At 69.4% G+C, this 19,524-nt stretch carries 17 protein-coding genes and 2 pseudogenes; 9 read left to right on the top strand and 10 right to left on the bottom strand.

Features of this window, described 5'->3' with window-relative positions; translation table 11 throughout:
- Positions 1-79 precede the first annotated feature (79 nt).
- The 6 genes and pseudogenes from OHB49_RS02100 to OHB49_RS02075 form a co-directional block, all read left to right on the top strand.
- Complete coding sequence (locus tag OHB49_RS02100) at positions 80-1,150, top strand: aromatic ring-hydroxylating dioxygenase subunit alpha (RefSeq protein ID WP_329157407.1); 1,071 nt, start codon at positions 80-82, stop codon at positions 1,148-1,150.
- Positions 1,147-1,377 (top strand): hypothetical protein, encoded by a 231-nt coding sequence (locus OHB49_RS02095; protein WP_329157405.1) that lies wholly within the window; start codon positions 1,147-1,149, stop codon positions 1,375-1,377. Before OHB49_RS02100 ends, OHB49_RS02095 begins: the two co-directional genes overlap by 4 nt.
- Positions 1,378-1,401: 24 nt before the next feature.
- Positions 1,402-2,370 carry a PDR/VanB family oxidoreductase gene (locus tag OHB49_RS02090; RefSeq protein WP_329157403.1) on the top strand — a complete coding sequence of 323 codons (969 nt, stop codon included), beginning with the start codon at positions 1,402-1,404 and terminating at the stop codon, positions 2,368-2,370.
- 204 nt (positions 2,371-2,574) lie between these two features.
- A complete protein-coding gene (locus tag OHB49_RS02085; RefSeq protein ID WP_329157401.1) occupies positions 2,575-3,351 on the top strand; it encodes an IclR family transcriptional regulator in 777 nt (258 codons plus the stop codon).
- An 88-nt stretch (positions 3,352-3,439) separates the two neighbouring features.
- Positions 3,440-4,273 (top strand): phytanoyl-CoA dioxygenase family protein, encoded by an 834-nt coding sequence (locus tag OHB49_RS02080; RefSeq protein ID WP_329157400.1) that lies wholly within the window; start codon positions 3,440-3,442, stop codon positions 4,271-4,273.
- A 34-nt stretch (positions 4,274-4,307) separates the two neighbouring features.
- Positions 4,308-4,474: pseudogene (locus OHB49_RS02075) on the top strand (IS5/IS1182 family transposase); the annotation flags it as partial.
- A gap of 11 nt (positions 4,475-4,485) precedes the next feature.
- Here OHB49_RS02075 and OHB49_RS02070 read toward each other — a convergent pair.
- The 3 genes and pseudogenes from OHB49_RS02070 to OHB49_RS02060 all read right to left on the bottom strand — a co-directional run bounded on the left by OHB49_RS02070 (position 4,486) and on the right by OHB49_RS02060 (position 7,917).
- Positions 4,486-5,085, bottom strand: coding sequence for a hypothetical protein (locus OHB49_RS02070; protein WP_329157399.1), 600 nt, complete (start codon positions 5,083-5,085; stop codon positions 4,486-4,488).
- Positions 5,086-5,412: 327 nt separating this feature from the next.
- Positions 5,413-5,775, bottom strand: a pseudogene (locus tag OHB49_RS02065) (DUF2264 domain-containing protein); the annotation flags it as partial.
- A 30-nt stretch (positions 5,776-5,805) separates the two neighbouring features.
- Entirely contained in the window at positions 5,806-7,917 is a 2,112-nt protein-coding gene (locus tag OHB49_RS02060; RefSeq protein WP_329166320.1) for a glycoside hydrolase family 3 N-terminal domain-containing protein, read from the bottom strand.
- A 214-nt stretch (positions 7,918-8,131) separates the two neighbouring features.
- Between OHB49_RS02060 and OHB49_RS02055 the strand changes: the two genes are divergently transcribed.
- The gene (locus OHB49_RS02055; protein ID WP_329157397.1) at positions 8,132-8,935 is read left to right on the top strand and encodes an endonuclease/exonuclease/phosphatase family protein; all 804 of its coding nucleotides are present in this window, start codon (positions 8,132-8,134) and stop codon (positions 8,933-8,935) included.
- A 46-nt stretch (positions 8,936-8,981) separates the two neighbouring features.
- Complete coding sequence (locus tag OHB49_RS02050) at positions 8,982-10,574, top strand: alpha-amylase family glycosyl hydrolase (protein ID WP_329157396.1); 1,593 nt, start codon at positions 8,982-8,984, stop codon at positions 10,572-10,574.
- Between the two features lie 638 nt (positions 10,575-11,212).
- Here the strand turns inward: OHB49_RS02050 and OHB49_RS02045 are convergent.
- The 7 genes from OHB49_RS02045 to OHB49_RS02015 form a co-directional block, all read right to left on the bottom strand.
- On the bottom strand, positions 11,213-12,100 hold the full coding sequence (locus OHB49_RS02045) for a carbohydrate ABC transporter permease (RefSeq protein WP_329157394.1): 888 nt from the start codon (positions 12,098-12,100) through the stop codon (positions 11,213-11,215).
- Positions 12,097-13,095: a carbohydrate ABC transporter permease gene (locus OHB49_RS02040; protein ID WP_329157392.1), complete on the bottom strand. Its 999-nt coding sequence runs from the start codon at positions 13,093-13,095 to the stop codon at positions 12,097-12,099. Before OHB49_RS02040 ends, OHB49_RS02045 begins: the two co-directional genes overlap by 4 nt.
- Positions 13,096-13,099: 4 nt before the next feature.
- Positions 13,100-14,344, bottom strand: coding sequence for an extracellular solute-binding protein (locus OHB49_RS02035; protein WP_329157390.1), 1,245 nt, complete (start codon positions 14,342-14,344; stop codon positions 13,100-13,102).
- Between the two features lie 196 nt (positions 14,345-14,540).
- On the bottom strand, positions 14,541-15,590 hold the full coding sequence (locus tag OHB49_RS02030; protein WP_329157388.1) for a LacI family DNA-binding transcriptional regulator: 1,050 nt from the start codon (positions 15,588-15,590) through the stop codon (positions 14,541-14,543).
- Between the two features lie 231 nt (positions 15,591-15,821).
- On the bottom strand, positions 15,822-16,841 hold the full coding sequence (locus OHB49_RS02025) for an ROK family protein (RefSeq protein ID WP_329157386.1): 1,020 nt from the start codon (positions 16,839-16,841) through the stop codon (positions 15,822-15,824).
- Positions 16,838-17,710, bottom strand: coding sequence for a hypothetical protein (locus OHB49_RS02020; protein ID WP_329157384.1), 873 nt, complete (start codon positions 17,708-17,710; stop codon positions 16,838-16,840). The genes OHB49_RS02025 and OHB49_RS02020 overlap by 4 nt, the downstream gene beginning before the upstream one ends.
- 34 nt (positions 17,711-17,744) lie before the next feature.
- Positions 17,745-18,521, bottom strand: coding sequence for a phytanoyl-CoA dioxygenase family protein (locus OHB49_RS02015; protein WP_329157382.1), 777 nt, complete (start codon positions 18,519-18,521; stop codon positions 17,745-17,747).
- Positions 18,522-18,665: 144 nt separating this feature from the next.
- On the opposite strand from OHB49_RS02015, the gene OHB49_RS02010 reads away from it, so the two are divergent.
- Positions 18,666-19,484: a helix-turn-helix transcriptional regulator gene (locus tag OHB49_RS02010; protein WP_329157380.1), complete on the top strand. Its 819-nt coding sequence runs from the start codon at positions 18,666-18,668 to the stop codon at positions 19,482-19,484.
- The last annotated feature ends 40 nt before the right edge of the window (positions 19,485-19,524 follow it).

Genomic DNA, 19,524 nt, shown 5'->3' with positions numbered 1-19,524 from the left:
GCAGGCAGCAGGGCAACGGTATCCAAATCCCGCAATCCGTCTACGCGTTCGGGCCCGCCCGAACGCAGGGGAGATGACGATGACGACGACGTCATTCGCGCGCAACCAGTGGTACGTGGCCGCCTACGGCAGCGAGATCGGGCGGGAGCTGTTCACCCGCACCATCTGTGGCGAGTCGATCCTTTTCTGGCGCACCGAGGCGGGCGAGGTCACCGCCATGGCGGATCGCTGCGTGCACCGCCGTTTCCCGCTCTCCGAGAAGCCGAGCCGACTGGACGGCGACACGGTCGTCTGCGGCTACCACGGCTTCACCTACGGTGCGGACGGTGTCTGCGTGAGCGTGCCCGGACAGAAGCGCGTGCCGCGCACCGCCCGGCTCACCTCCTACCCCGTCACGGAGCAGGACTCCTTCGTGTGGGTGTGGATCGGCGACCACGACCAGGCCGACAAGACCCTGATCCCGCGTGCCCCCTGGCTGGACTCGTCCGACTACACCACCGTCTGCGGCATGGAGCCGCTCGCGGCCCGCTACGGTCTTCTCGTCGACAACCTGCTCGACCTGTCCCACGAGACGTACCTGCACGGCGGCTACATCGGCACGCCCGAGGTCGCCGAGACCCCGATCACCACCGAGGTCGACGACAAGGCGGGCGTCGTCCACGTCAGTCGGCACATGGACGACGCGGCCTGCCCGCCGTTCTACTCCGAGTCCACCGGCATCACCGGCCGCATCACGCGATGGCAGGACATCGAGTACCACGCTCCCTGCCTCTACCTTCTGCACTCCCGCATCGCCCCGGTCGGAACGCCGGGCCCGCACGTCGACGGCAGCGATCCGGACGCCTTCCACGTCGAGGTCGTCTACGCCATCACCCCCGAGACCGAGCACAGCACCCACGACTTCTGGGCCGTGGCACGCGACTTCGCCCTGCAGGACCAGAAGGTCTCCGACTTCCTGCTGGAGAACAACCGCACCGTCGTCCTCCAGGACGTCGTCGCACTCGACAAACTGGAGCGGGTCATCGCCTCCGAGCCGGCCGGGACGCAGGAGCTCAGCATCAACATCGACACCGGTGGCCTGGCCGCCCGGCGCATCCTCAAGCGGATGGTCGAGGCCGGCACCGCCGGCTCCACGGTGGGCGTCCGATGAGCACGCAGCCCACGACGATGCTCGACGGGGAGACGGTCTACCGGATCGTGTGGGTCCCCGGCACGGACCGGCTGCGCGGCTGGTGCTGGTGCGGTGAGGACCGGGAGTCCGAGGACCCGGTGGAGTTGTGGGAGTGGCTGCTCGCCCACCCCGACGGGCACCCGGGCCAGGGGGCCGCCCCGCCCCCAGAAGTAACTCCCCACCCCCGCCGACTCGTCGGCGCCTGACCTCGCGTACTCAAGGATCCTCTGATGACCAGAAACACCACCGCGCCCGAGGCCGAACTCGAACTCGTCGTGGCCCGCCGTACCGACGAGGCGGACGGCGTCGTCTCGCTCGACCTGCGGCGGCCCGACGGCGCCTCCCTGCCCGCCTGGACGCCCGGCGCGCACATCGACCTCCTGCCGGCACCGAACCTTGTGCGGCAGTACTCGCTGTGTTCCTCGCCGGAAGAAGCGGAGGTGTGGCGCGTCGCCGTCCTCCTGGAGAAGGACGGCCGCGGCGGTTCACTCCACGTGCACGACACGCTGGCCGAAGGCGACGCGGTCAGGGTGCGCGGTCCGCGCAACCACTTCCCCCTGGAGCGCGCCGAACGGTACCTCTTCATCGCGGGCGGGATCGGCGTCACACCGATCATCCCGATGCTGGCTGAGGCCGAACGGCTCGGATCCGCATGGGAGATGGTGTACGGAGGGCGGACCCTGGCGTCGATGGCCTTCCGTGACGAACTCGTCAAGCGGTACGACGAGCGGGTGCGGGTCCGCCCCGAGGACGAGTACGGCCTCCTCGACCTGGACGCGCTCCTGGCTACCCCGCAGCCGGGCACACTCATCTACTGCTGCGGCCCGGAGCCGTTGCTCAAGGCCGTCGAGGAGCGGTGCGCCGACTGGCCCGACGGCGCCCTGCACCTCGAACGGTTCACGCCCAAGGAGCTGCAGGCGCCCCTGCGGGACGCGGCGTTCGCTGTCGAACTGGCGCAGTCCGGCATCACGGTGACCGTTCCGCCGGACAAGTCCGTGCTCCAGGCGGTCGAGGAGGCCGGTGTACAGGTCCTCTCCTCCTGTCAGGAGGGCACCTGTGGCACCTGCGAGACCGCGGTGCTGGACGGCACGGTCGACCACCGCGACTCGCTCCTCACCCCCGCCGAGCAGAGCAGCCATGACACGATGATGATCTGCGTTTCCCGGGCATCATGCCCAAGGCTCGTCCTGGATCTGTGACGGCTGCTGGGATCGGCGACGGCAGGGCATGTCGGCGTCCGGACGCCGGTGAATGTCCGCAGTCGCCCGAAGCCTCCGGTTCCCGCAGGGCACGCCACGGCGAATCGTTGACAGAGTGTTGACGGCCGGGAGATGTCTGCCTAGCTTCTCGGTGAAGTGCCCGGGTCCACGGTGGAGCGCAGGGCGTACGGCGAGGAGGCCGGCATGCAGCGCAAAGCCTCGACCGGCAACTGTTCGGTGACAGCCAGGGCTCTCCAGGTGTTGGAAGCCTTCGCTCCGGCTCGGCCCGTGCTGCGGCTCGCCGAGATCTCCCGCCACACCGGCCTGCCCCTCACCACCGCCCACCGGCTGGTGAAGGAACTGGCCGACTGGGGCGCGCTCGAACGCGAGCCGGGCGGCGGATATCGCATCGGGCTGAGGCTGTGGGAGATCGCCTCCCTCGCCCCGCGCGGCCTCGGCCTGCGCGAGGCGGCCCTGCCGCACCTCTCCGACCTCGGCCACATCACCCGCGAGAACGTGCAGCTCGCCGTCCGCGAGGAGCTGTCCGTCGTGTATGTGGAGCGCCTCGCGGGCCGCGACGCGGTCCGGGTCCTCACCCGCGTCGGCGGGCGATTCGACCTCGCGCCCACCGGCGTCGGCCTCGTCCTCCTCGCCCACGCCGGCCAGGATGTCCAGGAACAGGTGCTCTCCCGACCGTTTGTCCGGCACACGGAGAAGACTCTCTGCGCCCCGGCCGAGGTCCGCCGCGCCCTCGCCGAGGTGCGCCGTACCGGAGTCGCCGTCAGCGACCGGCAGGTGACGATGGATGCCGTGTCGGTCGCCGCCCCCGTGTACGGGCCGGAGAACACCGTCGTCGCCGCGGTATCGGTGGTCGCCCACGCGGATGCCGTGAACCCGCACGCCCTCGCCCCTCTGGTGCAGGTCGCGGCGCGCGGCATCTCCCGCTCCCTCGGCGCACGGCTCAGATCCTCGGTCGCCTGACGGAGCCGGCTGAACGGTAGTTGTCGACTGATCGCCCTGTGAGGCTGGGAGGCGTCGAACTGACTTCCCCTTTCGAAGGAGCAGTCCCATGAGCCCCACGTCCGAAACGGCCGTCACCGAACTGGACCGGCCCTACCCGCTCCCGCGGCGCGCCGTCGACGACTTCGCACGTGACGGCTTCGTCCAACTGCCGGCGGTGCTGACGGCGGAGACGGTTGCCACGTACGAGCCGGCGGTCACCAGCGAAGTCATCCGGCTGAACAGGCAGCACCGTCCGCTGGCGGAGCGCGACACCTATGGCAAGGCGTTCCTGCAGGTGGGCAATTTGTGGGAACACAGCGCGCAGGTGAGGGAACTCGTCTTCTCCCGACGGCTCGCCTCCATCGCCGCCGGCCTGCTCGGCGTGGCGTCGGTACGCCTGTACCACGACCAGGCGCTGTACAAGGAGCCGAGCGGCGGGATCACGCCCTGGCACGCGGACCAGTACTACTGGCCGCTGTCGACGGATCGGGTGGGCACGCTGTGGCTGCCGCTGCAGGAGACCCCGATGGAGATGGGGCCGCTGGCCTTCGCGCGGGGCAGCCATACCTTCTCGCTCGGCCGCGACCTGCCGATCAGCGACGAGTCGGAGGCCCGCGTCGCGCAGGCGCTGGCCGAGCATGACTTCGAGGACGTTGTGGAGCCGTTCGCACTGGGAGACGCCAGCTTCCATCGAGGGTGGACCTTCCACCACGCCGGGCCCAACAGAGGCTCCGTGCCGCGCCGCGTCATGACGGTGATCTACATGGACGCGGACATCAGGGTCGCCGATCCTGTCAACGACCACCAGGTGGCGGACCGCGGGTGGATGCCGGGTGCGGAGGTCGGCGCCATTCCCGACACCCCGCGCAACCCGGTCCTCTTCGACCGCCGTTCGCAGTAGGGGGTCGCGCAGGGCCGCCGGGGAGGCAGGCCATGGCCAGCGCGCCGTCAACGTCTCCCACACAAGATCCGAGCCCTCGGCGAGCAGGCCATGGCCACCCTCAAAACCTGGCGCCTCCTACGCAAACTCCGCTGCAGCACCACCCTCATCACCGGCATCGGCCAAGTCGTCCTGGCCCTCCATCTCGCCACGTCCGCCTGAGAGGACAGGGCTCAGTGCGGCTGCAGCTGCTCAAGGATGTGCTCTCGCCACGCCGGGTCCACTGCGCGCTCACCCATAGCCTTCCGCAGTAGGGGAAGATCGGCGCCGTGCAGCCGCATATGCTCCATCAACGGCTCATACCGATCGGGTCGGTCCCGGACAAGCTCAGTGACCAACCGCAGCTCGAGGCCGACCGCGGGAACGAGGTGCCTGCCCACCCCGACGCCGACGAAGTGCTCCCAGGGGCCACGCCCCACGCATTCGAGCGTGTCGGCGTCGGCCGATCTCTCGACGGTGCTGATCTCCACCTCGATGCCCGCAACCTCGAACCGTGCAAAATACTGCCGAGCGTCGGGAAGCCAGACCGGCGAATCCCGACACGGGAATCCAGACAAAGCAGCCGCAGCCCTGTCGACATCGCCGCGCCGGATCATCAGGATGTCCACATCGTTGACAGGAAGCTGGACGCCCTGCGCTAGAGCCGCGCCGGTGCCGACCAACCGATAATCAAGCCCCAGGGCGTCCGGATCGACCTGATCAAGGAGCAGTGAGAGGACGTTCTGTAGCTCCGCCGGGCCTGTCAGCGTTCTCGCCTTGCCATTGTGATCCATGGCTCGATCTTGCCCTTGAGGTCTGACAGATCGGGATTGCAGCTGATCCGGGATGGGGTCTCCCTTGCTCGAACGGAGTTGAGAGCTCGAGGAAGGACGGCACCGCCCCCACACGAACGGAGTGATCGTGCGGGCATCGGAACGTCCAGGACCTACCGGGCACCCGGGGGCGTGAGGGAACCCGCCCACCCACAACGGACCGGCCCCCTGAAGGGCCAGCGCCGAACGGGAAGCGAAAGCGTGGGACCAGCGCATCCAAAACCGTTCGGGATGCGCCCAGCACGCAGCAGTGGGTCCAAGACTCACTTACGGGCACTTGTCAGGAACGGTACGCGTGCCCGCGGCGAGGCCGTCCGCGTACCGCTGCAGGATGCCGTGCGGGTCGTCGCCCGCGGCTCCGGCGATGCGGAAGCCGGCGAGCAGGAAGGTGCGGGCATTGCCTTCGAGGCCGTCGGAGCGCGCCCCCGACCAACTGTGCCTGCCGGGCAGCAGGATGAGCCCGCGGCCCGGCGACGCGTGGCGGTCGACCGAGTCGAGCAGTCCGTCCGCCGTGGCCTCCCAGTGGGCTCGGGACCAGCCGGTGTACGGGCTCGCCGCGCGGTCCTCGGGCGGGAGCGGCCAGGGGACGGGGTGGGCTTCGGGGGCGCCTCCGGTGGGCTGAGAGGGGGAGGGGCGACCGCCGCCGTACAGATCGGTGCGGCGGCGGTGCACGGACACAGGTCAGACCACGGTCAGCGGGCAGTAGTCCCGCGTCGTCGAACTCGTACCCGTGTAGACGTCGGTGCGGCCGCGTTCGATGGTGAATGTCCCCGCCGGGTCGTTGGTCCAGAACCCGAGGTCCTGCGCACCGAGACGGAAGGACACGGTGGTGCTCCGGCCCGGCTCGAGGGTGACCCGCTCGAAGCTACGCAGTCGGCGCACCGGTTGGGCGATGCTGGCCGCCACATCGTGGACGTAGAGCTGGACGACCTCGTCGCCCGCCCGCTCGCCGGTGTTGGTGACCGTCAGCGACACCTCGACCGTCTCGCCTCGCTCCAGGGCTTCCCTTGCGATGCTCTCCTGGCTCAACTGCGGTTGTGAGACGGCGAAGGTCGTATAACTGAGGCCGTATCCGAAGGGGAAGCGCGGTCCGTCGGCCAGGTCCAGGTACTTCGAGACGAACTTCTCCTCCGGCCGTGCCGGGTTGTACGGACGGCCCGTGCTCTCGTGGTTGTAGTAGAGGGGGATCTGACCCACGGCCCGCGGGAAGGTGACGGGCAACTTGCCCCCCGGGTTGACCGCGCCGAAGAGCACATCCGCCACCGCGTGACCGGCCTCGATGCCGGGGTGCCAGGCCTCCAGTACCGCGGTCGCGGAGTCCAGCCAGTCGCCCAGCACCAGTGGCCTGCCGTTGACCAGTACCACCACGAAGGGCTTGCCGGTCGCGGCGACAGCCGCGATGAGTTCCTCCTGGCCCGCGGGCAGACCGATGTCGCTTCGCACGGCCGCCTCACCGCTGAGCTCGGGGTCCTCGCCGACCACCACGACGGTGACCTCGGCGGCCGCGGCGGCGGCGACCGCCTGGGTCAGGTCCTGACCGGCGTGCGTGACCTTCGCGCCGGGCGCCGCCTCGCGCACGGCGTCCAGAACGCTGACGGACGGGAACCTGGACGCACCGGGTCCCGCCCAGGTGCCGTGCAGGCGGGTGGAGTCGGCGAAGGGGCCGACGACCGCGATCGAGCCGGCGGCCGGGTTCAGCGGGAGGACGGAACCCTCGTTCCTGAGCAGGACCATCGACCGGGCGGCGCTCTCACGGGATGCGGCCCGTGCTGCGGCGGTGGGTTCGGCGACAGCCGCCGACTCGTCGGAGTACGGGTCGTCGAACAGTCCCAGGTCGAATTTCAGCTGCAGGATGCGCGTCACCGCATCGTCGAGGCGCTCCATCGTGATCAGGCCGTCGGACAGAAGTGCCTCGCCGTGGACGGCGACGTTCGTGGAGACCATCTCCATGTCGAGGCCGGAGGTCAGCGCGAGCCTGGCCGCCTCGGCGCCGTCCTCGGCGAAGCCGTGCGCGATCAGCTCCTCGACGCCTGTGTAGTCACTGACCACGAAGCCCTTGAAGCCCCACTCCTCCTTGAGGACGGAGTTCATCGTGTGCGCGTTGCCGTGCGCGGGTACCCCGCCGATGGTGTTGAACGCGGCCATGACGGTGGCCACCCCGGCGTCGACCGCCGCCTTGAAGGGTGGCAGGTAGAGGTTGCGCAGTCGCTGCTCGGAGACGTCGACCGTGTTGTAGTCGCGGCCGCCCTCGGCTCCCCCGTAGGCGACGAAGTGCTTGGCGCAGGCCGCGATCCGATCCATGCGCGACAGTTCGCTGCCGTCGGCCGGGCCCTGGTAACCCTGCACCTTGGCCACCGCGAAGGCTGCGCTGAGACAGGGGTCTTCGCCGCAGCTCTCCGCGATCCGGCCCCAGCGCGGTTCGTGGGTGACGTCCATCATGGGGGAGAAGGTCCAGCGCACACCCTCGGACCGGGCCTCCTTCGCCGACACCTCGGCGTCCCGTCGCGCCACCTCCGGGTCGAAGCTGGACGCCTGGGCCAGCGGGATCGGGAAGGCGGTCCAGAAGCCGTGGATGACGTCCAGGCCGAAGAGCAGCGGGATGCCGAGCCGGGACTCCTCGACAGCGATGCGCTGGAGGGAGTTGCTGCTGCGGGCGCCGTGGATGTTGAGCACCGAACCGAGCAGTCCCGCACGGGCCGCGGCCTCCGTCTGCTCGGTCTGACCGCCGCCCGGGCCGGTGTCACCGGTCCAGGTCAACTGCTGGATCTGCCCCAGCTTCTCCTGGACCGTCATCCGGCCGAGCAGGTCCTTCACCTTGTCCTCGTACGCTCGAAGCACGTCGTGACCTCTTTACCTGTTGCCGTATCGCTACCTGTGAAGTTAACGTTTTGCGCGGCATGAATGAAAGCGCATTCATCAACTGCGGACAAGCCCCCGGGCAGAGCTGTTTCGCGGATACCGAGGGAATTGCCGGACTCCACCCCGAAGTCGCTTCGGAGGCGAACGCATGACGGACAACGATCCGCCCTGGCTGCGGGTCATGAGTTTCAATCTGCATGTCGACTGGCCCGCGTCGCCCCGACCCTGGCGCGAACGGCGGGACGTGGTGGCTCACCTGCTGCGGATGGAGCGGCCCCATCTGATCGGCACTCAGGAGGGGCTCCACGGACCCCTGCGGGATCTCGAAGCCGACCTGGGGCCGGAGCACTACGGCTGGATCGGCCAGGGCAGGGAGGGCGGCAGCCGCGGAGAGTTCATGGCCATCGGCTACGACCGCACACGGCTCCGACCTCTGGAGTACGACCACTTCTGGCTCTCCGGCACCCCGCAGGAGCCCGGCTCCAACACCTGGGGCGGCGGCTGGACCCGGATGGTCACATGGGTGCGCTTCCATGACCTGTCCGGCGGCGGCGAGCTCTTCGCCGCCAACACCCACTTCGACGACGCGAGCGCACACGCTCGGGAGCGCTCCGCCGAACTCCTCGCCGAGCGACTCAACACGCTCGCGCCCGACGTTCCGCGCATCGTCACCGGTGACTTCAACACTCCCGCGGGCGACAGCACCGTCCACGCGGCGCTCCTGACCCAGGCGGATCTCGTGGACACCTGGGAAGCCGCAGACGAACGCGGCCCGGCCCACGGCACCTTCCACGACTACCGGCCGCCGGTCCCCGGCGGCGACCGCATCGACTGGATCCTCGCGTCCCGGGGCACCCGCGTGCGCCGGGCGATGCTCAACGACTTCGCACCGAACGGCCGTTACCCCAGCGACCATCTGCCCGTACAGGCAATCCTGCGCACTGCACGCTGATCCCCAACCCCCCCCGTCACCCCGACCCGCGAAGGACGCCACCGTCATGATGTCCCCCCGCCCCGCCACCGAATGGCTCGCCGACGCCATCCTGTACCAGATCTATCCGCAGAGCTTCGCCGACTCCAACGGCGACGGCATCGGAGACTTCGCCGGAATCGAGGCCAGGCTGGACCATCTCGCCTGGCTGGGCGTCAACACCGTCTGGTTCAACCCGTGCTTCGCCTCGCCGTTCCTCGACGCGGGCTACGACGTCAGCGACTACCTCACCGTCGCGCCGCGCTACGGCACCAACGACGACCTCGCCCGGCTCACCGATGCCGCGGCGCGCCGTGGCATCCGCGTACTGCTCGACCTGGTCGCAGGCCACACCTCGGACCAGCACCCCTGGTTCACCGCTTCGGCCGACGACCCGTCCGACGACCGCTACATCTGGGCCGACCCGACGGACCCTGCCGCACTGCCGGACGGATTCGTGGCCTCGCCGGGTACCCGGCCCGGCTACTACCTGCCGAACTTCTTCGAATCCCAGCCCGCCCTCAACTTCGGCTACGCCCGCATGAACGAGGCGGAACCCTGGCGCCTGCCCGTCGACGCCGAGGGGCCGCGCGCCAACCGCCAGGCTCTGCGCGAGATCATGGACCACTGGCTGACCCTCGGCCTGTCCGGATTCCGCGTCGACATGGCGGCCTCCCTCGTCAAGGACGACCCCGGCCAGGCACAGTCCGCCGCGGTCTGGCGGGAACTTCGCAGCTGGCTCGATGGCAAGCACCCGCAGGCGGCGCTGCTCTCCGAATGGGGGGACCCCGCAACGTCCGTCCCGGCCGGCTTCCACGCCGACTTCTTCCTGCAGTTCGGCCCCAAGGACGACGGGCTCGCACTGCGCTCCTTGTGGAACAACTTCGAGGGCACCGTCAGCGAGCAATGGGAGCCGCAGGCGCCCTACTTCGACGCCGAGGGCAAGGGCTCCCCGCGCACCTTCCTCGCCGACTGGCGCGACGCGACAGACGCCGTCGGTGACGCCGGCTTCATCTCCCTGCCCACGGCCAACCACGACTTCTCCCGCCTGGCCTGCGGTCCGCGCACCGCCGAACAGCTGCCCGCCGCCTTCGTCTTCCAGCTCACCTGGCCCACGCTGCCGGCGATCTACTACGGCGACGAGATCGGCATGCGCTACGTGCCCGGCCTGCCCGGACACGAAGGCAGCCGGCTGGGCCCCCGCTACAACCGCGCCGGCTCCCGCACCCCCATGCAGTGGGACGACTCGCCGAACGCGGGCTTCTCCACCGCCCCGGCCGACCGCCTCTACCTCCCCGTCGACCCGGACCCGGGCCGTCCGACGGTCGCGGCCCAGCGCGCCGACGACGGCTCCCTCCTGCACCTGGTGCGCCGCCTCATCGCACTGCGCAAGGACATCCGAGAGCTGGGCGCCGTCGGCAGCACGGAGATCCTGCACGCCGACTATCCACTGGTGTACATCCGCGGCGGCCGCTACCTCGTGGTGGTCAACCCGCGCCGCGACGCCGCCGAGACTGCTGCTCCCGCGGGCGGGGCCGCCCCTCTGGAGGCCCACGGCGTCACTGTGGCCGGCGACCGGATCCGGGCCGAAGGCTTCGGATACGGCATATTCGAGCTCTGAACGCGGCTCCTCACGCAGGGCATCCTCGTACCCCTGACCGAGGCTCCTCGCACGACGACGGGCTCTCCGTATCCGGCGGAGGGGCCCGTCGTCGTGGGGCAGGCCTCAGCCCTTGCGGACGGTGAACTCCGCGCGCCGCACGCTCAGCACCGTGCGCCCGGCCCTCGACGGCCACCACCACCGCCGCGTCGCCGAGCTGCCCGGGCTGTTCCAGCGTGGTCATTCCGTTGATGTGGCTGTATGTGCCGGTGAGCAGGGTCGCACGGGCCGGTGAGCAGGTCGAGTTGGTGCAGAAGGCGTTGTCGAATCGCATGCCTCGGCGGCGAGGCGGCCGACGGCCGGAGTCCTGTTGATGACACTGCCGTACGCGCCGATGGCCGGGACCGCATGGTTGTCGGTCATGGCCAGGGTTCGTGGTCCCGGCCCGGAGCACTTTTTGATGGTCAGCGGCCTGCAGGGGAGGCCGGCGCGGGGCCTGCGCCACGTGCGAGTGCGGGGCATGAGCGGTGGTCCGTGCGGGGGCGACTCCTGGGGCGAAAGGCGTGGATACGACTGTGGGTGCCGTGCGGGGCCGGCCGTCGTCAGGAAGGGCCGGCCCCGCACGGGCTCAGGGGAGGCAGGGCATCGTGGCCCGGGGACTACTTGAGACCCGCCGTGGCGATGCCCTGCGTGAAGAAACGCTGAAGGAGGACGAAGACGAGCAGCACCGGCAGCACCACCAGGAAGGCCCCCGCCATCAGGACGCCGTTGGAGCCGTCCGCCTTGGTCGGATCGGTGGCGAAGGTGGCCAGGGCCACCGGCAGCGTGTACTTGTCCGGGTCGTTGGTGGCGATCAGCGGCCACAGGAAGTTGTTCCAGGAGCCGAGGAACACGAAGATCGTCAGCGTCGCCAGGGCCGGCTTGACCAGAGGCAGCACGATCCGCCAGAAGATGAACCACTCGCGGGCTCCGTCGATGCGGGCCGCCTCGAGAAGCTCGTCCGGAATGGCCATCATGAACTGCCGCATCAGGAAGACCCCGAAGGCACCTGCCGCGAACGGCAGGATCAGCGCCGTGTAGGTGTCGAGCAGCCGCATCTGGCTCATCATCACGAACTGCGGGAGCAGCATGAGGTTGCCCGGCACCATGAGTGCGCCGAGGACGACGCCGAACACCGGCTTCCTCCCGACGAAGTTCAGCTTGGCCAGGGCATAACCCAGCATCGAGCAGAACAGCAGATTGCAGACCGTGACGAGTACCGCCACCAGCACCGAGCTGAAGAGGGCCCGGCCGACGTCCATCTTCGCCAGCAGATCCCTGAAGTTCTGCAGAGTCCACTCGGTCGGAATCCACGCCGGCGGGCTGGCCCCCAGCTCCTGGGGAGTCTTGAAGGCCGACAGCGCCATCCACAGGAACGGCGCGGCCATGGCCAGCAGACCGGCACTGAGCAGGACGTAGACGAGCGCCTTGCGGCCGCGGGCGCCCGAGGACTGCGGCGCGGCGCGGACCGTGGGTGCGGAATGGGCTCGGGTCTCGGTGGCGCTCATGCGGTCTTGTCCTTCAGCAGACGGAGCTGGAGCAGCGTGACCGCCAGGACGATCACGAACAGGACGTACGCCATGGCGCTGGCGTAACCCATGTGGAAGAAGTTGAAGCCCTCCCGGTACATGTGCAGGGAGATCGTCAGCGTGCTGTCCGACGGGCCGCCGTCGGTCATCACGAACGGCTCCTCGAAGACGTTGAGGAAGCCGATGGAGGTCATCACCGCGACGTAGAGCATGGTCGGCCGCAGAAGGGGGACCGTGATCCTGCGGAACTCCTGGAAGACCCCCGCACCGTCGATCCTTGCCGCCTCCCGGACGTCGGTCGGGATGGCTTGCAGCCCGGCGAGGAAGAGGACCATTGCGGTGCCCATGTTGCGCCAGACCGCCATCACGATCAGGGAGGGCATGGCAAGCGCCTCGGAGCCGAGGAAGTCCGGTGTGTCCAGGCCGATCTGGTGTCCGAGCCCTGCGATCAGTCCTTCGCCGGGGTCCAGGACGAAGCGCCAGATGACGGCGACCGCGACGATGGCGGTGACGACGGGCGCATAGAAGCCGACACGGAAGAAGGTGCGCATCCGGTCGATGCCGGAGTTGAGCAGCACCGCCGCCAGGAGTCCGCTGCCGATGGTCAGCGGCACGCCGAGCACCACGAAGTAGCCGGTGTTGAGCAGTGCCCGGACGAACTTCTCGTCCTCGAAGAGCTTCGTGTAGTTGTCGAAGCCGATGAAATTCACCGAGAGCGGGTCCGTGACATTGCGGAGGCCGAAGTCCGTGAAGCTCATCACCAGCGTGGCGACGATGGGAAACGCCATGAAGGTGAGGAAGAGCGACAGGAACGGCGTGGAGAAGAGCCAGCCGGCCAGATTCTGCCGGGACAGCCGGTCCCGGCGGGGCCGGGCCGCCCCTGGCTCCTCGGCCGGCGCGCCCTGGACGGCCGGGTGCTGTGCGGATCCCGGTGCCCGTTCCGGCGCGCCGGCCTCGGCGGCGGTGCTGTTCATGAGGTCAGCCCACCAGGCCCTCGGTGGACTTCTGGAGCTGCTTCGCCGTTGCGGCCGGGTCGGCACCACGCGCGATCTTCTCGAGGGCGCTCTCGATCTGGGCGGCGAATTCGTTCCACTTGGCCATCGGCGGGACCGCCTCGGCCGTGTCGAGGGACTGCTTGAAGGCGCTGAGGGACTCTCCGCCGCTCTTGAGGGCGGGCTCGTTCCATGCGGCCTTGTTCGCGGGGAGCGACTTGGCTATCTCGTACCAGTGCGCCTGCATCTTCGGCGTGCTGAGGAACTTGGTGAACTCCTCCGCGGCCGCCTTGTGTTCGCTGTCCTTGAAGGTGACCAGTGAGGCGCCGCCGACCCAGGACGTGGAGGTCTTGTCGGCCGGCACCGGCACCACCTTCCACTTCCCCTTCAGCTGGGGCGCCTGGTCCGCGATGTTCTGCACCATCCAGGGGCCGGACTGGAACATCGGCGTCTTGCCCGAGGCGAAGCCCTTGAGGACGTCCTCACCCGGCACGAAGTTCTTCTTGGCGAGCCCGGCGTCGAAGTAGTGGCCGAACTCCGTGAACGACTTGATGGCCTCGGGGGAGTCGAGGGCGGGCTTGCCGTCCTTGCCGAGCAGCTCGCCGCCCGCCGAGTAGAGGTACTGCAGCCAGCCCTGCCAGGCGCCGGTACTGCCGGGCTGGAGGGCCGTGCCCCAGTCGGCCCCGGCCTTGCGCTGGTACGCGGAGGCGAGGTCGCTCTGTTCCTTCCAGGTGGTCGGGGCCTTGGTGACGCCGGCCTTGTCGGCGAGGTCGGTGCGGTAGTAGAGCGCCCGGGTGTCGGCGTACCACGGCACTCCGTAGACCTTGCCGTCCTGGACGTTGCCGTTCCAGGCGGCAGGGAAGAAGTCGTCCTTGTCGAAGGTCTGGGTGTCCACCGGCTCGAGGGCGTCTAGGGAGATGAACTCGCCCATCATCGTGGAGCCCATCTGCGCCATGTCGGGCAGCTTGCCGGCAGCCGCGGCCGCCACCAGCTTCTGGTGGACGACGTCCCAGCCGACGGGGGTCACCTTGACAGTGATGTTGGGGTGCTCCTTGGTGAACTCCTTGGTGACGGACTGGAGTCGCGCACCTTCCTCGCCCATGGCCCAAACGGTGACGGTCTGCTTGGCGTCGGCCGCGACCCCGTTGCCGCCGCTGCTGCCGCAGGCGGTCAGACCGATGGCCGAGACCACTGTCATGGCCAGGCCGACGGACTTGGCGATGCGTGACATGTGACTCCTCCTCGAGTGCATGTGTGCGTTTCATGTATGCGCTTCATGTATGCGCTTACAGATTGGCGCACGGATGACCCTGCAGCATGCCTCGGGTGGCCTCAAGGGGCGCGTCGGTAACACTTTCGTAAACGTGCGGAATTCCGTGTGCTGCAAGGGTGTTCTGCACCGCTCGCTGTGCGGCCGGCTGCGGCGCTCACTGCGTCGCGCAGCCGCAACTGGCCCGCCGCATCAGCGTCACCGGCAACACCCGTGCTACGGAGACCCGTTGACGGTCCGCGATCCTGGCGACGAGCAGCTCGACCGCTTCCTGTCCGAGCCGGCCCATCGGCTGTCGTACGGTCGTCAGCGCGGGCCGCACCACGCGGCTCAGCGGGATCCCGTCGAAGCCGGTCACGGTCATGTCGCCCGGCACGCCGATGCCGTGCGACGCCAGCGCATGCAGCGCACCCACAGCCATCTGGTCATTGGCGAGCACCAGCCCCTGGGGGCGTTGCCCCGGTAGGTCGAGGAGCCCCTCGACGGCACGGCGGCCGGCATCCTGGGTCAGATCGCCCCGCGCATCGGGCTGTTGCGGAAGCGGTAGCCCCGCCTCGAGGTGGGCCGCCTGGAATCCGCGGAAGCGCGCCTCGCCGTCGGGGGAGTCCGCCGGGCCGCCGATGAAAGCCAGTCTGCGCAGGCGATGGTCGGCGATCAGATGTCGGGTGAGCTCCAACTGCCCGTCGAAGTTGGCCACTTCGATGTGGTCGTGGTCGGCGTCCCGGTCCCCGGCGAGCATGACGACGGGCAGCCGTCTCGAAATGACCTCCAGGTCCTCGCTCGCTATCCCGGTCTGGGCCAGCAGGGCGAGCCCGTCCACCCGCCCCGCGACCTCGGCGAGTTGCTCACTCGCGCGTTCCGCGTGCGCCGCGGCGATCAGGAGCGCGTAGCCGTGCTGCCGGGCGGCGCGTTCCATGCCACGGATCACCTGGTCGGAATAGAGCATCAGCTCGGTGTCGTCCACCGTCGGGACGCTCTCCGCGACGGCGTCGTGGATGTCGGGGAAGTAGAGGCCGAGGACTCCCGTCGTACGGCTGGCCAGTCCCCGAGCGCTACCGCTGGGCACGTATCCCAGCTCGCGACCGGCGGCCAGCACTCGTTCCCGGGTGGAGGCGCGTACGGAGTCGGGATTGCGGTACACGCGCGACACCGTCGCGATGGAGACGCCGGACTGCTCGGCGACGTCGTACACCGTCGGAGTACTCATGGTGCTGCCTTGCCTCTCCTGCATCCCTTGACCTGCGCATCCGGCAAGCCGTTTGACCTGCCCGAAAGCGCGCTCAGCCTAGGGGCGGACGCCGCACGGGGGAAGGGGGGCTGGGACGGGTGAGATCACGCACCTGAACGGGCGGACGTGACGGGTTTGTCGGCCGTGCGCGCCACCAAGTCGTGGAGGATGTGGCGCGCACGGTCACGGCGTCCCGTGCGGCGCGTACGGTCACGGGGTCCGGTGCGGGGCGAGCGGCCGGGAGCGGGAGGCGCACCGGGCGCTACCGTTCACGGCCGGATGGTCCCACACGCCCAGCGCTGCGCCGAGGAGCCCGGACCGCTCGCCGAGCTCGGCGTAGCGCATCGGGGGCCGGCCCGGGCGCGGGGAGCGCTCGGCGTAGGTGTCCCACGCCGCCTCGTGGAGCAGCCCTCCGGCGGTGCCGAGTCCGCCGCCGATGACGATCGCCTCGGGGTCGAGCAGCGACACCGCCCACCCCAGTGCGGCGCCCAGGGCCCTGCCTGCCGTGGTGAGCAGCGCGGCCGCCGCGCCGTCACCGGCCGCGGCCCGCAGCACGACCTGGCGGGCCTCGGTGACGTCGGCTCCGGTGGCCGCCGCGTACCGGGCGGCGATGCCGGCGCCGGAAACGTACTCCTCGAGGTTCGGCGTACGACCGTCGCGTACGGCAGCGGAGAATTCCGGGTCGACGGACGCGGGCACTTCCCAGTTGCCCAATGCCACCGCCTCCCCGCGATGCCCCTCCCACACCCGTCCGCCCTGTGTGAATGCGGCGGACAGTCCGGTGCCCAGGGAGACGTACAGGAACGAGCCGAGCCCGCGGCCGCGGCCGAACCGGGCCTCGGCCAGTGCCCCACAGCGCACGTCCGACTCCACGACCACCGGCCGTCCGGGTATCAGCGGGTCGAGCAGGTCTGCGGGCTGGACGGCCCGGTCGAGGACCTCGCGACTGGTCAACTTCCCTGTCGCATCCACATATTCGGGAAAACCGGCACCGATGCCGACCACTTGCGCGCGGATGGCTGCGGCCGCCTCGGTCATCTCCCGCGCCACGGTGACGGTGCCGACGAGATCCGGATCCCGCCTTCCGTCCCGCACGGCAGGGCGTGCGGCCGAGTGCAGCACGGTGCCGTCGGCGGTCACCAGACCGGAGACGAGCGTGGTGCCCCCGATGTCGAGGGCCACCACCACGCGCGCGCCTTCGGCCTCGGAGCCGGTCAGCAGCGTGCTCACGGCTGCCATCCCTCCGGTACGCGCCCGGCGCCCGCCCAGTAGCGGGCCCCGCTGCCGTCGACGTCCACCAGCCGGTACGCGGTCCCCTTCGGCAGGTAGGCGGCGTCGTCCGGTTCGACGCGATGCCATGCCGGGCCGTCGTGCGCGGGAAGATGGACATACAGCGTGCCGTCCGTGACGTACAGCACGGTCTCGTCGAGCGTGGTGTGCACCTCTCCCGTGTGCCCGGGTGAGAGCCGCCCGCGCGTGACGGTCAGATACTCGGTGTCGACCGCAGTCCCCGCCAGATGGCCGCCGTCCTCCTCGGGAAGCCAGTGCAACTGGTCCTCGTCGCGTACGACGTGAAGACGGGCGGCAGCGTCCCGCTCGGCCTGCGCGGCCGGCCACCGCCTGTCCCAACGGGCGTCGCGATAGTGCGTTTCCGCCAGGAGCGGCTTGCTGCGCGCATAGGGCGAAGCGGTGTTGCGTGACGGCGGCGGGGAGAAGAACTCCAGTACGCGTACGGGCTCGTGGCGGGGGTTCACCGCGTGGTTCCAGGTGTCGCGGCGGAAGAATCCGACGTCCCCCGCCGTGAGCGGACGAACCTCGCCGTGCTCCGGATCGATCAGGACGAGTTCCCCCTCGAGCACGACGTACGCCACGTCGGCGCCGAACACGGTGGGGTTCATCGCCGAGTGCACATACCGTCCGCGCGGGGTGAGCGTGAACTGCAGTACATGCAGGTCCGCTGAGGACACGTACACCTGGTCGCTGACATGGCCCGAACCGTTCGGGTCGCCCCACAGATGGCGCACCGCGTCCTGCTGCCGGATGACGGTGGGGTGGTCGTAGGTGGGGCGCGGTGTCGGTCGTCGGACGGCTTCGCTCATCGCATCTTTCCTCATCTTCCCGCTCCCTCCCGTTTCAGATGTCCGCCACGACCTCGCCGCCGTCGAGGAAACGTTCGACGGCTCCCTGCGGCGTGGCCGCGTCGTCCTTGGCGGTGATGATCTCCTTGGAGTACTGCGCGATGTACACCCGCCGGTTGCGGTCGGTGAAGTTGGGGCCGCTGCGGTGCATCACGACGCTCGAGAACACCACGATGGAGCCCGCCGGTGCGGTCATCGGGATGCCGGGGTCGGAGCCGAAGTAGCAGACCCGGTCGTTGGTCGAAGGGTCCGTGATGTGCTTCACGTACGACTTGATTCCGGAGCGCGAGTACGGCAGCAGATAGACCGGGCCGTTGTCCTCGGTGACGTCGTCGAGCGCGATCCACACGGTCACGTAGGGCTCGTGATCCTCATGCACGTAGCCGGAGTCCTGGTGCCAGGCGAACGCCGTCGCCGGATCGCCCGCCTTGATGACGTACTGCTCCCAGAAGAGGTAGGCGTCCTCGCCAAGGGTGGCCCTGCAGATCTCGGCGACGGTGTCGCTGAACAGGAACTGCCGAAGCTCCGGTCGTTGCTGGTAGATCATGTTGCTGAAGTAGCGCTTGCCTCGATGGTTGATGCCGATCCGGTCGACGCCGGCTGCGTCCATCTCGGCATCGAGCCGGTCGATCGAGTACTGCGCGCCGCTACGCAACAGCTGGAGCTGCTCGTCGGTGAGCGCCTTCTCAAGGACGAAGTAGCCCTCGTTCTCGTATTGTTCGCGCAGTTCGGGCGTCACCAGACCGCTGCGTACGGTGGGGGTCGCTGTCATGGGGGCCTCCTGGACCATGCGGGACGGGAGTGCTTCGGACGGGAGTGATCCCTACGCCCTCGACGCTAGGGCGACGGGCGAGGGCCGTGGAATGTACGTGGGCGGCACGGACATGAACGTTTTGGCGCCGGTACAGTCGCTCGCATGGGTGTGCGTACGGTCGTCGCGGTCGCGGAGGGGCCCGTGACACGGCTCGGTCAGGTGGTACTCGCGGGCGAGGTGGTCGACGACGAACCGATCATGCCCTCGACCCTGCGAGTCATGGACCAGTACGTTCTCTCAGTCGTCCTTGAGGGCGAGGGTACCTATCGAGACGCCGAAGGGCGCGAGGAGCGGCTCCTGCCCGGCGCGCACACGATCGTGCCGCCCGGCGTCCCGCACTGGTACGGAACCGACCCGGGGCGGCGCTGGACGGAGCTCTTCGTCGTCTTCACGGGTCCGCTGTTCGACTCCGTGGCCGAGCTGAGCGGTCTCACGGTCGCCGGGCCCCGCTACCCGCGCCCCGTGCCCTCGATCGAGGCGCTACGCAGTGTGCTGCGGACGCCGCCGCGCTCGCAGCGTGCCGCGGAGCACCAACTGTTCGCGCTGGTTGACTGGTTGCACGACGCCGCGGACTCGGGCGGAGCGCCCGACGGTTCCGCACCCGACCTCAGTCCAGAGGTCGCCCAGGGCGTGAGCCGGCTGTCCGACGACCTCACGGGCAGCGTGGATCTGGAGACCGTCGCGGCGGAGTCGGGCCTGACGTACGACACGTTCCGCCGCCGATTCACCACGGAGGTCGGTCAGACACCGTCCGCCTTCCGCAGCGTGCGGCGTCTGCAGGCAGCGGCGACGCTGCTGCGACTCACCGACATGACCCATCGTGAGATCGCCAGGACACTGGGCTTCGCCGACGAGTTTCACTTCTCCCGACGGTTCCGCGCGCACTTCGGCATGCCGCCGCGCGCGTACCGGGCGTCGTGAGCGGAGACGCTCCGGTGGGATCCGGGCTCGGGGCTCACGG

It is taken from the genome of Streptomyces sp. NBC_01717 (assembly GCF_036248255.1).
GTDB lineage: Bacteria > Actinomycetota > Actinomycetes > Streptomycetales > Streptomycetaceae > Streptomyces.
The sequence above is the reverse complement of the archived record's forward strand: the minus strand, read 5'-3'. Positions and strand labels throughout refer to the sequence as shown.